The sequence below is a fragment of the Pseudomonas fluorescens HK44 genome, assembly GCF_000217955.3.
Classification (GTDB): domain Bacteria; phylum Pseudomonadota; class Gammaproteobacteria; order Pseudomonadales; family Pseudomonadaceae; genus Aquipseudomonas; species Aquipseudomonas fluorescens_AQ.
This window is the reverse complement of record NZ_AFOY02000015.1, coordinates 1,289,510-1,304,155: the sequence shown is the minus strand read 5'-3', so window position 1 is coordinate 1,304,155 and position 14,646 is coordinate 1,289,510. Positions and strand designations below refer to the sequence as shown.

9 protein-coding genes and 5 pseudogenes are annotated in these 14,646 nt (G+C 52.2%); 9 read left to right on the top strand and 5 right to left on the bottom strand.

The features are described from left to right. Positions 1-82: 82 nt before the first annotated feature. The 4 genes from HK44_RS18745 (at position 83) to HK44_RS18730 (ending at position 7,748) form a co-directional block, all read left to right on the top strand. Positions 83-1,576 (top strand): NCS1 family nucleobase:cation symporter-1, encoded by a 1,494-nt coding sequence (locus HK44_RS18745; RefSeq protein ID WP_019692275.1) that lies wholly within the window; start codon positions 83-85, stop codon positions 1,574-1,576. 477 nt (positions 1,577-2,053) lie between these two features. Further along, positions 2,054-4,144, top strand: a complete 2,091-nt coding sequence (locus tag HK44_RS18740) for a hydantoinase/oxoprolinase family protein (RefSeq protein ID WP_019692274.1) — start codon at positions 2,054-2,056, stop codon at positions 4,142-4,144. Positions 4,145-4,160: 16 nt separating this feature from the next. After that, on the top strand, positions 4,161-5,930 hold the full coding sequence (locus HK44_RS18735; RefSeq protein WP_019692273.1) for a hydantoinase B/oxoprolinase family protein: 1,770 nt from the start codon (positions 4,161-4,163) through the stop codon (positions 5,928-5,930). Between the two features lie 405 nt (positions 5,931-6,335). Then, positions 6,336-7,748: an OprD family outer membrane porin gene (locus HK44_RS18730; RefSeq protein WP_198424423.1), complete on the top strand. Its 1,413-nt coding sequence runs from the start codon at positions 6,336-6,338 to the stop codon at positions 7,746-7,748. Positions 7,749-7,973: 225 nt separating this feature from the next. Here the strand turns inward: HK44_RS18730 and HK44_RS18725 are convergent. Next, positions 7,974-8,099, bottom strand: a pseudogene (locus HK44_RS18725) (LysR family transcriptional regulator); the annotation flags it as partial. A 186-nt stretch (positions 8,100-8,285) separates the two neighbouring features. Between HK44_RS18725 and HK44_RS18720 the strand changes: the two are divergent. After that, a pseudogene (locus tag HK44_RS18720) lies at positions 8,286-9,138 on the top strand (IS630 family transposase); the annotation flags it as partial. Between the two features lie 88 nt (positions 9,139-9,226). Here HK44_RS18720 and tnpB read toward each other — a convergent pair. The 4 genes and pseudogenes from tnpB to istB all read right to left on the bottom strand — a co-directional run. Next, a pseudogene (tnpB, locus tag HK44_RS18715) lies at positions 9,227-9,487 on the bottom strand (IS66 family insertion sequence element accessory protein TnpB); the annotation flags it as partial. Between the two features lie 362 nt (positions 9,488-9,849). Further along, complete coding sequence (locus tag HK44_RS18710) at positions 9,850-10,659, bottom strand: response regulator transcription factor (RefSeq protein WP_080690650.1); 810 nt, start codon at positions 10,657-10,659, stop codon at positions 9,850-9,852. A 348-nt stretch (positions 10,660-11,007) separates the two neighbouring features. Then, positions 11,008-11,148 (bottom strand): annotated as a pseudogene (locus tag HK44_RS18705) (IS5/IS1182 family transposase); the annotation flags it as partial. Positions 11,149-11,252: 104 nt separating this feature from the next. Further along, positions 11,253-11,921: pseudogene (gene istB / locus HK44_RS18700) on the bottom strand (IS21-like element helper ATPase IstB); the annotation flags it as partial. Between the two features lie 328 nt (positions 11,922-12,249). Here istB and HK44_RS18695 point away from each other — a divergent pair. From HK44_RS18695 to HK44_RS18685, 4 genes are all read left to right on the top strand, one after another. Then, positions 12,250-12,768, top strand: a complete 519-nt coding sequence (locus HK44_RS18695) for an ABC transporter substrate-binding protein (RefSeq protein WP_198424422.1) — start codon at positions 12,250-12,252, stop codon at positions 12,766-12,768. Continuing rightward, on the top strand, positions 12,741-13,022 hold the full coding sequence (locus HK44_RS29450) for a transporter substrate-binding domain-containing protein (RefSeq protein WP_198424421.1): 282 nt from the start codon (positions 12,741-12,743) through the stop codon (positions 13,020-13,022). Before HK44_RS18695 ends, HK44_RS29450 begins: the two co-directional genes overlap by 28 nt. 131 nt (positions 13,023-13,153) lie before the next feature. Then, positions 13,154-13,828, top strand: a complete 675-nt coding sequence (locus tag HK44_RS18690; RefSeq protein ID WP_019689106.1) for an amino acid ABC transporter permease — start codon at positions 13,154-13,156, stop codon at positions 13,826-13,828. Positions 13,829-13,839: 11 nt separating this feature from the next. Continuing rightward, positions 13,840-14,607: an ATP-binding cassette domain-containing protein gene (locus HK44_RS18685; RefSeq protein ID WP_033865552.1), complete on the top strand. Its 768-nt coding sequence runs from the start codon at positions 13,840-13,842 to the stop codon at positions 14,605-14,607. The last annotated feature ends 39 nt before the right edge of the window (positions 14,608-14,646 follow it).

The following is a 14,646-nucleotide window of genomic DNA, read 5'->3' as shown; positions in this document are numbered from 1 at the left end:
AGCAAAATGTCCTCACGGTCAAACCGCTGCTTGAGGCGGCTTTACGACCGATTACCTAATAACAGTAAACAGTGGAGTGGCCATGCAACAGATTAAATCGCAAGTGACCGAACGGGACGGTTTGGTCGAGCTTGAAGCCGGAAGCGACGTCCTTGACAGTCCTCGTTACAATGACGACATAGCCCCGACCAAGGTCCACCAGCGCACTTGGAACCAGTGGCACATTGCTGCACTCTGGGTCGGTATGTCGATCTGCGTGCCGACCTATACGCTGGGAGGCGTACTCACTGGCTACTTTGGCCTTTCGGTGGGGGAGGCGCTCCTGGTGATTCTGCTGGCAAACATCATTGTGCTGATACCGCTGACCCTTAATGCTTTCGCCGGTACCAAGTACGGCATTCCATTCCCGGTGTTGCTGCGTTCTTCGTTCGGCATACTCGGCTCCAACCTGCCATGCCTGATCAGGGCCGTTGTAGCGTGCGGATGGTTCGGCATTCAGACGATGTTCGGCGGACAGGCCATTAACTTGTTTCTGGGCTCAATGTCCGACGGCTGGAAAAGTCTAGGCGGAACGGGCGAAGTCATCGGTTTCATGATTTTCTGGGCCCTGAACTTGTGGGTGGTGCTACGCGGTGCCGAGTCGATCAAGCGGCTGGAAACCCTGTCGGCACCGCTATTGGTGCTGGTCGGTGCCGGGTTGCTGGTCTGGGCTATGCCGAACGTGTCGATTAGCGAACTGCTGTCCCAGCCACCGAAGCGCCCCGAAGGCGCCGGGCTGGCGAGTTACTTCTTCGCCGGCCTCACCGCGATGGTAGGCTTCTGGGCGGCGTTGTCGCTGAACATCCCGGATTTCAGTCGTTACGCTAAAAGCCAGAAAGACCAGATCGTCGGGCAGATCATCGGCCTGCCTTTGACCATGTTTATGTTCGCCTCGCTGGGCGTAGTGTTGACCGCTGCGTCTGCCTCACTGGTTGGCGAAACCGTCTCCGACCCGGTGAACCTGATCGGGCACATACAGAGCCCGGTCTGGGTGGCACTGGCCATGGCGATGATCATCATCGCCACGTTGTCGACCAATACCGCAGCCAATATTGTTTCACCAACCAATGATTTCCAGAACATCGCCCCGAAACTGATCGGCCGGACTCACGCGGTGATGATAACCGGTGTGGTTGGCTTGGGAATGATGGCACACGAGCTGTTGAAAAAGCTGGGCCTGATTGTCTCGGACATCAGCCTCGATACGGTCTACTCGAACTGGCTGTTAGGGTATTCCAGTCTACTTGGGCCGATTGCGGGGATCATGATCGTTGACTACTTCCTGATCAAAAAGCAGAAGCTGGACCTGGCAGGGCTCTATCGTGATGATGTCTACCCGGCGTGGAACTCTGCGGGTTTCATTGCCTTCGCCGTGCCGGTGGTACTGACCCTACTGTCATTGAGCAGCCCGGCCTTCAGCTGGTTCTACGATTATGGCTGGTTCACAGGTTCGATTCTGGGCGCTTTGGTTTACTACGGACTGTGCACCTTTCGCGGTAGCCAAGCGACGCTGCCTGTCAAATCGCCTTCTAACTGAAACCGCGCGATACAGCCGTCGCTGACTATCTTCGTTGCTGAACTGCGCGCCGTGACATGGAAGTAGAGCGCCCCGAGATAGAGCGGGTGAGCCGCACTATCATCAGGCGTCGGCTGAAAAGGGCGTTAATTTAGTGCAAAAAACTGATGCGGATTAATGTACGAATGCGGGTGAAAAATGTATTAGAAGTGTATCAACGATTGCTCTATTGTTTTTCTCAGGATCTGAAGTGTCGTGAGATAGAAACATAATTATGCGGTCAGGCCCGGAACGGCAGCTGTTTTGCACGGCCTTGGTAAATGGCTTTTCGTGGGGTGAGCAAGCATTGTGATCTCATCGAGCAGCTGTCGAAGTTGAGAGTCGTCAAATATCAAGCTGTTGTTCGGGTATAAAAATTACAAATATAGATAATTAACTTGTGAGCAGGCTCGGGTGTTCAATTCGAGTTATCTCGCTTTAGCGCAGGAGAGTCACGAGATGGCACGCATTGGCGTAGACGTCGGTGGTACAAACACAGACTTGATTCTGGAAACCACAGAACAAGACTCAATCGGCAGGCATGTTTTTTCGCACAAGGTCCCTACGACGATTGAGGATCAATCGATCGCGGTCATGCGAGGGATTCTTGAGTTATGCGCCAAGGCCGGGATCAGCACCGATGAAGTTCAACTCATCGTGCACGGCACCACTGTAGCCACCAACATTTCGATTGAACATAACGGTGCCGACGTGGGCATGCTCACCACCAAGGGCTTTCGCGACATTCTGCACATTGGCCGACACAAGCGCCCCCACAACTTCTCCCTGCATTTCGATGTGCCTTGGCAAAGTGCTCCGCTGGTACGCCGGCGTAACCGCATTGCCATCAATGAGCGAGTACTCCCACCGCACGGCCAGGTCGAAACCGTACTGGATGAGGCAGAGGTTCGTCAGGCCGCGCTGACACTGAAGTCGCGGGGTATCGAGGCTGTCATCATCGGCTTCATGTATTCGTTCCTCAATCGCGAACATGAACTGCGCGCCAAGGCGATCGTCAAGGAGGTCATGCCTGAGGCATATGTATGCTGTTCATGCGAAGTGGTCGACGTGATGCGTGAATACGAGCGCTTCTCTACCACGGCGATGAACGCCTATGTGGGCCCTCGTACCTCACACTATCTGACGCATCTCTCGACTCAACTGCGTGATAACGGCATCAATGCGGAACTGCGCATCATGCAATCGAACGGCGGGGTGGCCACTGTCGAAAGCTGCTGCGAACGACCGGTCAGTATCCTCATGTCCGGCCCTGCGGGAGGGGTCATGGGAGGCCACTATTTCGCCGAACTCGATGGCGAGCGCAACATCATTACCGTCGATATCGGCGGCACTTCAGCCGATATTTCGACGCTGGTCGATGGCCAGATCAAGATCATGAATCCTCGTGATTCCTATGTCTCCGGTCACCCGGTGCTGGTGCCGATGATTGACTTGATCACTATCGGGGCCGGTGGCGGGTCAGTGGCCTTCATCGATGCGGCCGGCGGCTTTCAAGTCGGTCCGCGTTCGGCGGGGTCGACCCCGGGGCCAGCCTGTTACAACCGTGGAGGCCAGGAGCCGACCGTAACGGACGCCAATATCGTTTTGGGTCGTCTTGACCCCGATCAGATGCTGGGTGGCGACCTTAAGATCGATCCGCAGCTCTCTTTCAAGGCCATCGAGGACAATATTGCTAAACCATTGGGCATGAGTGTGCACCAAGCCGCGCTGGGTATTTTGAAAATCGTGAATAACAACATGGCGCTGGCGATCCGATCTAACTCGGTGGCCCGCGGCATTGATCCCCGTGATTTTGTGCTGATGCCTTTCGGCGGCGCTGGCCCGGTGCATGGCCCAGCACTGGCCGATGAGGTCAATGCCAAGTCAGTGTTGATTCCACCCGCACCGGGTATCACCGCAGCGGCAGGTTTGCTGACCACCGATTTGCAATACGAAGCGTTGCGTTCGCTGCTTTTCAACCTTAACCAGGCCAACGACGCCAACATGCTGCGCCTTGAGCAGGCGTTGCTCGGCATGGAGGAGGAAATTCGCCAACAGCTGCGCAATGACGGCGTCAGCGAAGACAACATGCGGGTGAGCAAAATTGCCGAATGTCGTTACGACGGCCAAGGTTTCGAGTTGCGTGCACAAGTGCCCGAAGGGCCCATCAACCGCGATGTCATTGAGCAGATCATGGCGGACTTCCATCGCGCCCATGAAAAGGACTATGGCTACTGTTTCGGCGATGCTGCCGTGGAGGTTGTCAGCCTGCGGGTTATCGGAAATTCGAAGTCGGAAAAGTTGGCCTGGCAGCCATTGCAAGCCGCTCAGGATGGCGACAGCCAGAAAGCCTTCCTTTACGAGCGCCCAACTTATTTCGATAACGGCGAGATGTTACCGACGCCGCGTTATGACCGCAGCAAACTGCGTGCAGGGCAATACGTCGAAGGCCCGGCGATGCTGATGCAGCATGACTCAACTTCCTTGGTGCCGCCGGGGTGGGTAGGTCGAGTGACGCAGTACGGCAACTTGATTATTTCCCGCATTTAACCCGGAGGTTGATCACATGAATCAGCAAAAGGTCGATCCGATAACCCTGCAAGTTATCAACGGCGCCTTGAAGACCATTGCCGAAGAGATGGGACACGTGCTCTATAGAATGTCCTTTTCCTCGATCATCCGTGAGTCTCAGGACATGGGGGCCGGCTTGTTCGATACGCGCTTCCAGACGATCTGCGAGTCCGAATCCACGCCGATGCACATCGGCTCGATTCCGGCTTACTTGCGTGGTATCGAGAACACACTGCAAGGTGGTGCGTGGCATGAGGGAGACGTGGTCATCCACAACCACCCATACCATGGCTCAAGCCATAGCCCGGATCTGGCGATCATCATCCCTATTTTCTATGAAGGCGAACTGGTCGGCTTCTCCGGCAATACCGCGCACCACATCGATATCGGTGCCGCCACCCCCGGTCTGATCATCGATGTCGGTGACGTGTATGCCGAGGGGATGCTGATGGCCGGCCTGAAGTTCTATGAGAAGGGAGTGCGTAATGAAGCGCTCGTACAAATGTTCAAGTACAACAGCCGCGCGTCAACACAGCTGGTACGCGATATCGAAGCCCAGGTCGCTTCGGCACAGCTGGGGGTAAAACGCTTCAAGGAACTGTTGGAGCGTTACGGTAAAGACTTCTGCTTCAGCGCGGTCAATCAGTTGATCGATTACTCCGAAGCCATCATGCGCCAGAAGATTTCGGAGATTCCCGATGGCGAATACCGGGCCGAAGGTTACCTTGACGATGATGGTCGCAATCGTGATGAGCGCTTGCCAATAGTCGTGACGGTCAAGGTGCAGGGCGACTCGCTGATTGTCGACCTCACCGGTTCGGCCCCCCAGACGCCAACGGCCTACAACGTCCCTTTTGAAGGGTCATGCAAGGTGGCTGCCTATGCAGCTTTTCGCAAGATTCTGCTCGATGCCTATACGATGGAAAGTCCGGTGCCGTCGAACGAAGGGTCGTTCCGACCGATCAGTGTGGTTGCACCCGAAGGCTCGATCTTCAATCCGATCTTTCCGGCAGCGGCCGAGGCGCGCTTTACTCAATGCAATCGGATGATCGATCTGATCATCAAGGCATTGTCACCGGTTTTGCCAGAGCGAATCATCGCTGGCAGCTCGGCGTCGATTTCCTTCGCAGCCTACTCCGGGATAAAGCCTGATGGCGATTACTGGGTCTTTCTCGAGGTCAATGAAGGGGCGTATGGCGGTCGGCCAAAATCTGACGGTCCCGATGCGATCGATAACCTCATGGCCAACACTCGCAACAACCCCATTGAGGACCTGGGCATGCATTTGCCCATGATCTGCGATCGCTATGAGTTGCGCGATGACGTCATGCCCGGCGCCGGTAAATACCGTGGTGGCATTGGCGTGGTCAAGGCACAGCGGGTGTTGACGCCAGGTTTCATAACCCACGAAAGCGAACGCCATTACGATGTGCCATGGGGGATTTTCGGTGGTACTGACGGCGTTGTCGGCAAGACCGAAATCTACAATGCTGCGCGCCCTGGAGAGATCGTGCAGATGCCCTCCAAATTCTCAGGACATGCTTCACGCGCAGGCGACGTCATGGCGTATTACTCGCCCTGCGGCGGCGGCTATGGCAACCCGTTGGAGCGCAGTGCCGAACAGGTTCGCGAGGATGTGCTGGATGACTTCTGCACGATTGAACATGCACGTGACGTCTATGGGGTCATCCTCAATGAGCGCGTACAGCTAGACGTCCAGGCCACGATCGAGCGGCGTGCTCAGTTGCTCGCTCATTCAAGCTGACTGCCCGGCTTAAGGGAAGGCCAAGAGGATCGACGCGAGATGACTCTCGCCGATCCTGCGGACGAACAGGCATCTTTCGAAAAGAAGTCGGGGGGCGCGCTGCCAGTGGCGACCCCGGCAACTGTTTCCTGGGCATTTAAGGATTAAGAAGAACGGCTACCCGGTCGAACGATGTCATCCAGATATAACGTGTACTTACACGCTCTCATAATAAAAAAATGCACTGAGTGCCGTCGTCCCAGACCGCCAACTCAGTGATTCAACTTTGCTTTCGTCAGTACTGCCCACTCATCCATATAACAATGTTTGTCCCGGGAGTAGCGATTAATGTCCAAGGCGCTCTTTATAAGCGCGCCTTCGATGTCGCGACTTTGAAGGACAGCACCCTATCGAAGAAGAGCGGCAATGAATAGAGACAATACTGAACTCAACTTAAGCTTACGCCCACGGGATCTACTTATCGTCATGGCCATCGCCGTGCCTGGTTTCGCTTGGGCTGAAACATCAACTGTAGGGCAGGATGCGGACGTATTGAATACGGCGGCACTACAACCGGAAACCCTCGGCGAACCGGTACAACATCAAAGTCTGTCGCGGCTGAATGACGAACAAACTACATCGCAGAGTAGCGATGCCTCATCGGTAGCAGAAATATTCAGCAAGGGCAGTATTAACGGCAACTTTCGCACCATCTACTTCTCCGGGCATAATGCCTTTTTTAACAAAGGGCTGACCCAGGATACATTGAGTTACGGCGGCAAACTGGGTTTCAAAACCGCCGCCTACGACGGCTTCAGCGCGGGTGTCAGTGCTTATGTACAACGCGGAATCGCCCATTCCGATGATCCCGCCGAACGCGACCGAGACCTTGGGCCCAATATCACTGCAATGGGCGAAGCTTATCTTCAATGGGAGCACGACCAATTCAAGATCACCGCTGGCAACCAGGAGATCGATGTGCCCTACGCCTCAATGTATGACTGGCGCATGGCACCCCAACTGTTCCAGGGCGTTTCAGTGCACTACGGCGATGACGCGAACTACCTTTCAGCGATGCGCATGTATCGCTTCAAGTCGTATATTGACAACTCATTCAAGAAACAGACCACCTACAACGCCGGATTTGACGCTTTCTCAGGAATCGACGATGAGGAAACCGACGGATTTTGGGGAATCGGCGGCGCCCGCAGCCTAGACCTAGGTCCGGTACAGCTCAACGCCAAAGCCTGGCAGTTTGACTACGACGACTATGCCAGGATGACCTACCTGGAAGCGCAACTGAGCAAGCGCGAAGGCGATTTCAAGCCCTTTATCGGGACACAGATCGTTCGAGAAAACAATGAAGGTCGTGAATTGCTCAGTGAAGTGCATAGTAGGGTTTATGGTGTGCAATTGGGCGTAAAGCATAATTCTCTGACCACCAGCCTCGGCTACGACCGCATCGAGCCAGACAAAAACTCCTACCTCAATGGCGCGCTAGTAACGCCCTACGCTCATGGCGTCAGTTCAGGTCCGTTATTTGCCCAACCGTTCCTGACCACGACCCAAGACCTGGGGGCGGGGAATGCGTATGCATTCGATATCAATGGTGCCTTACGCGAAGACGTGTTCATTGGCGCACGCTACTCGTTCATGGACCTCAAACCCAGTGAAAGTGCAGCCAGCATCAATCAGTCGGAATACCTTGCGTTCGCCGTTTACAAGTTTGGCGGAAACCTCAAGGGCTGGAGCATCACTGAATTCATTGCCTTGCAAAACCAGCCAGGCCAGGAAAAAAATTACTGGCAAAACCGCCTTGCTATGGAATACGCCTTTTAGCGCCAGCCGTAGCCGACGGCAACTAAAGTTGATGACGCGCTGAGCCATTGATGGGCGGTTGCAGGAGCTGAGTGCAACACGGTTATTGAATTTAAGTAGTAGCCTCATGTTGCAAGCCCATCAGCTGAGTGAATATCGTGCCGAGTGAAGCGCCAAAAGGTGGCTTTTGAAACGGGGTATTTAACTTTTCTAAAGGGCTTGATGCGGATATCCCTATTTTATTTGTTCGCTTTCCACCTTAGTGATTTGCTGACTAAGAGCAGGCACGCCAACTTCATGTTCAAGCGCAGCACGACCGAGATTGCCATGTTCTACAATCTTTACGAAATAGCGAAATTGCCTCAACTCCAAACGATGCTACTTCCCAACAAGTCGTCTTTCTGAAGACTAAACGGTTGCCGAGCAACTCACTCAGCAATTGAGCACAGATTGTGGGAGGTGAATGACAGCGTGCATCTAGTGTTCTGAGCGGCTAGTTCGACTATCCATTTAAACGACGCTAAACTGATGGCCCAACGTCATGGACTGATTGCACAAATGGCCCGTCCCGCTGCTCCCTTTGCTTTAACACCTTCCGACCTCGTCACCCTGCAAAGCTGGTTGCGGATGGGGTCATTGGCGCAGAACCTCGCACAACGCGCCAGAATACTGCTTCTCTTGGCGGATGGGCTCACACCCAATACCGTCGCTAAGCAGATGCAAGTATCGGCCTCCGTGATTTTTAAATGGCGCAAACGCTATCAGGAGGCAGGGCTTGAGGGATTGAACGATTTGCCGCGTAGCGGCCAGCCGCGCAAGCTCAGTGCGGCCAAATTCAACGACATCCTGACGTTAACCACTCAGCGTGTCCCTCATGAGGCAACACACTGGAGTGTTCGCCTGATGGCCAAATATGCGCAGGTCAGCACGTGGCAGGTTCGACAAGTCTGGGCCGCTTCCGACCTCAAGCCGCACCGGCTGAAGACGTTCAAAATCAGTAACGATCCTCTCTTTGCCGACAAGGTGGTCGATGTGGTCGGGCTCTACCTGAACCCACCGGATAACGCGCTGGTGCTGTCGGTTGACGAGAAAACCCAGATCCAGGCACTGGATCGCACACAGCCGATGTTGCCGCTACGTCCGGGGCAGATCGAGCGTCGAACCCACGATTACAAACGCCACGGGACGGCGAGCCTGTACGCGGCTTTTGACATTTTGACGGGCAAGGTGATCGGGCGGATTACCCAGCGTCATCGGCCAAGGAGTTTTCTGGCCTTCCTGCAACAGATCGACCGCAGTACCACCGGGCCGAAATGGATCTGCATGTGATCCTGGACAACAGGCTCGACTCACAAAGACTCCCGCGTGATTCAAGCAGTGGCTTGAGAAAGCATCCACGGCTTCAAGCTGGCAAATCGAGGTGTCAAAACCTGATGTGGACGGTTGCGCCACAGATCAAAACCATCGAGCAGCCAGTTCAGCTCCTGGACTGTCAGCACGATGGCTTCGTCGGTGTGGTCAGGCGATGTTTTGAAGCGTTCGGATTCAAGGCGTTTGAGCCAAAGGCAAAAGCCGTTGCGTTCCCAATACAAAATCTTCACCCGATTGCGGGGTTTGTTGATAAAGACGAAAAGCACCGGATCGAACACCGCCACTTTGATATCCAGCTCCACCAGTGCGGCTAGGCCGTCGATGGATTTTCGAAAGTCTACGGGTTTAGGGTAGAGGTACACTTTTTCAACTTTGGCATCGGGACGCATCATGGCCGCTGGCTTCTGAAAGAGATCGGGAGCACAGCATCAGGCATCAAATCGCGGCTTTGAATGTGGGGTTCGTGGAGCGGTTACAAAACATCGCTCAACAGACAACGTTGTTCGCCTTGTCGAACTCGTGGATGGTGCGAAAGCGATTGTTGAATGCAGGAGAGGTGCGCCTGTAATGCGGGCTAATCGCCCTGAAACAGCGCGATTAGAGGAAAAATCATGAATTAAAGAGTGGAAAGGTCTGCTTTTCGACCGAATCAGCGTTTTTTGAACCTCACGCAGAGAAGGCATCAACAATCGGTGGGTACTTTAGACCTTCCCTACCGCGACCATTCTTATCACGACCGGCAAAAAACATGTTACTTTGAAAATACCAATGCTCTGGAAATCAAAAAATATAACTCGGCGCACGAAGTTACGCCTAGTTTTTGATAGGCGTTTTTCCTATGGGTTTTTATTGTTTCACGCCCGATTTTAAGTGCACCGGAAATATGCCCCGCACTTTTTCCCTGTGCAATTAGTTCGACAACCTGACGTTCCCTTGATGATAAGATACCACCATCGATGATGTTTAATGCAGACTCCCACGGGTTAAGTTGAGGTGAAACACCAAACTCATCTTTATATGACTCATAAAACTTTTTAAAAGAAGCCAAAATGCAAAGCCTAATTTTATTTAAATCGGATACTTCTTTTTTTGAAAAAAGCTTATTGCGTTCTCTATAAAAGCACACTTGAAGCGTGGTTCCTACAGAGATATTTATGGCGATATTAAGCTCAGTAAGGTTGCAAGGCCATCCATTTGTCAAATAGCCAATTTCTTCAACGGAGCTAAGTGAGAGATCATTGTTGTCGAGAGTGGGACGCTTAATAAAATTTGACTTTGCTAAGTCGCGCATCAAATATATTCCGCTTTTCAGGCCGTGTATATGATGCTGATAAATTGGGTTATAATGAAAGGTTTTCAAGTAGTTCTTACAGTCGACACTCCCTTTTTGGGAGGATGCTGGCGATATGTAGGTTGGTGGTTTTTTTCCATCGTACAAGAATATAGAGGATAGTTCGAAAGGCACGATATTGTTTATTGCCTCAATGGCTATTTCTGGAAAGTTTCGCTGACCTATTCCGTCAATAAACCTTGAGGCGACAAAGTCGACCGATCCTTTCATTTTGGCACCTATACCAATTCGTAAATCGTGTAACTTTTTGCCTGTTGCTGAAGTTTTAATCCTGTATATTAAGCTGCAACAGCGACCAGCCTACTGTCCGCAGTTTTTAAAGCAAATGCAATTAGCGTTTGCACCAAAAAACGCAAGACCTCCACTTTTACCAGCGAAGGTCATTTTTGTCAATAAGCGGCTCTTGGCGTTAAGGAAGGTCTGAAGTACCCACCGATTTTTGATGCCCTCACTACTTGAGGCTCAAAAAATCATAAGTCGGTCGAAAATCAGACCTTTCTTGTCCTTAACTCACGGTTCTTTCCTCTAATCGCGCTGTTTCAGGGCCATTGACCCGCATTACAGACGCACCTCGCCCATACCCATCAACCGTTTTCGCACCATCCACAAGTTCGACAAAGCGAACAAGGTTGTTTGCTGCGCGATGTTTTTCGACAAACCACGAAAGCGCACTTTCGTATAACCAAACTGGCGCTTGATTGCGCATTCCACGCCATCCGGCCACTCACTCCACCAACATCCGGCCACCCGTTCCACGCTCATCCGGCCAGGCAGTCGGAGCGCAGCGACGCAGGTTCGCATTGTTAGTTTGAAGTGCCCGTCGTCGTCAATTTCTCCGACCGCCTACGCATCGATTCGCCCTTCAGTTCGATCCGATAAGCGTTGTGCACCAGCCGGTCGAGGATCGCATCGCCCAAGGTCGGATCGCCGATCAGTGCGTGCCATTTGTCCACTGGCATCTGGCTGGTTACCAACGTCGAGCGCTGGCCGTAGCGGTCATCCAACAGCTCCAGCATGTCGCGCCGTTGCGGTTCAGTAAACGGCGCGAGACCCCAGTCATCGAGGATCAGCAGGTCGGTCTTCGCATAACCGGTCATCAGCTTGGCGAAGCGCCCGTCGCCGTGGGCCAGGCCCAGTTCTTCCATCAGACGCGGCAGGCGCAGGTAGCGCACGCTGTAGCCGTCACGGCAAGCCTTGTGCGCCAGCGCGCAGGCGAGCCAGGTTTTGCCCACGCCGGTTGGGCCGCCGATGATCAGGTTCAGGCCATCTCGCAGCCATTGGCCGCTGCCCAGTTGCAGGATCAGGGATTTGTCCAGGCCACGCGGGCTGCGGTAGTCGATGTCCTCCAAGCAGGCGTTGTGGCGCAGTCGGGCTGCCTTGAGGCGGGTGGTCAGGCGCGCGTTTTCACGCTCTGTCAGCTCGCGGTCGACCATCAGGCCCAAGCGCTCATCGAAGCTGAGGTCGTTGATGTCTCAAGCAAAGAGAGCATCAAAAATCGGTGGGTACTTCAGACCTTCCTTAAAGGGCCGAATTTGGCCTAAAAACATGCAAAAGGGGCCTCGTGAAGCGGATAACGAGACTTTTTGTTGGGCTTGGTTGACCGTAGATCACCTTCGGGTGGTCAAGTGGTGCTTTGGGGTCAGCCGGGCGGGTTGGCACCGCATTCTCGGACGGCCTCCTAGGTCACTTCATTCCGAGGCATCCCCCTCAAGGGGGATTTTCTTAATAGGGGGGCGCTGCTACCTTTGGTTTGCCTGCCGCATAAGAAGCTAAAATCTACAACAAACCAGGGTGACTAAAATGCGCAAATTCATGAACGTAATGTTTGGTGTTATGTGTACGACCTCGGCAGCTGTGAATGCTGCCGACTTCAAAGTTGCAGCCAACATGGCAAACCTACCATTTGAGTACGAAGACCAAAATGGTGAGCTGACAGGTTTTGAGGTCGACATCATCAAGGAAGCGGCGCGACGCGTCGGAAAGACAGTTGAGTTTTCTTCTATGCCATTTGCAATGCTTTTTCCAGCGATTCAATCAGGAAGAGCGGACTTAGCAATAGGCTCGGTTACAATCACACCAAAGCGTTTAGAATCAATATCATTTAGCCAAGCTTATTTTGATGCGCAACAGTGTCTGACCGTAGCGACTAAAAGTGGCATAACTGGCTTTCAGGGACTAAGTGAAAAACAGCTGGGTGTGGTTACTGGCACGGTTGGTGAGATCTGGGCAACTGAAAACCAAAAAAATATAACTATAGCGAAATTCGTCGCTACGATACCAATATTGATCCAATGCTCGACCTTGCAACTGGGCGTCTAGCTGGCTTTTTCCATGACTGCCCAATTGACGCTTACTATATTAAAGATAAGCCACAGTACAAAATTGTTGCTCAAGTTGAAACCAACGAACAATTTGGGATGGCCTTTCCAAAAAACAGCAAAATCTTGAGTCAGATCGACGATGAAATTTCAAAAATGAAACAAGAAGGCATGCTAGGTCAATTTTATGAGAAATGGTTTGGCATGAAGGCTCCAGCAGACTCAAGCTCGCAGAAGATCTCTGCCATCCCATAATATTTATCTATCATTGTCAGGCTCGGAGAATATCCAATAAGACCTTTATTGGTTATGTTTGAGCCTGTTCTTGTGAGTTGTGTGCGCCCTATAAATATGGGGAGAAGTTAATTTTTTATTCCGGGTTTTTTATGGAACTTATACAAACATTTTTTAATTGCGAGGTGCTGGTTAAGTCCGCCCTTGCTCTTCTAAAAGGACTAGAGTTAACCATTTTACTAGGATTAACAAGCTTGCTTCTCGCAACCTTATTTGGGCTGATCATAGTATTGCTGAGAATGTATGCCCCTAAGGCAATTCGCTTCATAGCCATATGCTACATCGATTTGTTTAGGGCGATTCCACTGCTTGTTCTTTTGGTACTAATTTATTACGCACTTCCTTTTGTGGGCATAAACCTGACACCGTTCTGGGCTGCAACAAGTGCTTTAACCCTTGTTGCGTCAGCATATACCGCCGAATGTTTTAGGGCAGGGATCGAGTCTGTACAGAAAGGTCAATTTGAGGCGGCGCATGCACTGGGCTTCAAATGGTCGCAAATGATGTGTGATGTTGTTCTTCCCCAAGCATTGCGCCTAGTCATTCCTCCAGCAACAGGCATTGGTGTAAGCCTGATAAAAGATACTGCATTGGCTTCCGTCGTTGCGATGCCTGACCTCCTAAAGCAAGCCACGCAAGCACAAGCATTTTATGCAAATCCATCACCTCTTATCGGGGCGGCGGTTCTGTACTTACTTTTATTGCTGCCATTAGTACGAATTGTTAGCATCATTGAGGAAAGGCAAAAGGAAGGTGGAGGTAAGTGAATATGAGTACGATGGATAGCCCCCCAATCAATACTGCCCCATTGATAAAAATCAAAAATCTACAAAAGCACTATGGGTCTTTTCAAGCGCTGTTTGATATTAATTTAGATGTGCAAAAAGGTCAGGTCATTGCTTTGATTGGCCCATCAGGCTCGGGAAAATCCACGCTGGTTCGCTGCATTAATTTTCTAGAAGAGTATGATTCCGGCACGATAGAAGTTGATGGGGTTCTGGTGAAGCGTGGGAAAAACCTTGCCAAGGTTCGTGCAGAAGTAGGAATGGTATTTCAACAGTTTAATTTATTTCCTCACATGAGCGCCTTGCGAAACGTGGCGATTGCGCCCGTGCGTGTTAGGGGTTTGTCCTGGGAGGCTGCAGAGGCAAAAGCTCAAACTTTGCTCGACCGTGTCGGGCTCGCGCAGCATGCACACAAGCGACCTGGACAACTTTCGGGAGGTCAGCAACAGCGCGTGGCAATTGCAAGAGCCTTGGCGATGGAGCCTGAAGTCCTGCTTTTTGATGAACCAACTTCTGCCCTAGATCCAGAAATGGTAGGTGAAGTTCTTGATGTCATTCGGAAAGTAGCTGAAACCGGAGTTACGATGCTAATCGTTACTCATGAAATGTCATTCGCTCGGCAAGTTTCTGATCGAGTAATTTTCATGGAGCAAGGACGTATTGTTGAGGACGGCTTGCCGAGCGAATTCTTTGATGCGCCAAAAACTGAGCGTGCGCGCATGTTTATCCGCGCAGTGGTAAGAGAAAATAGCGAAGCGTAATTTCGGGGCAGAGCTGCACGTGTTAACTTCCGGAGCGAG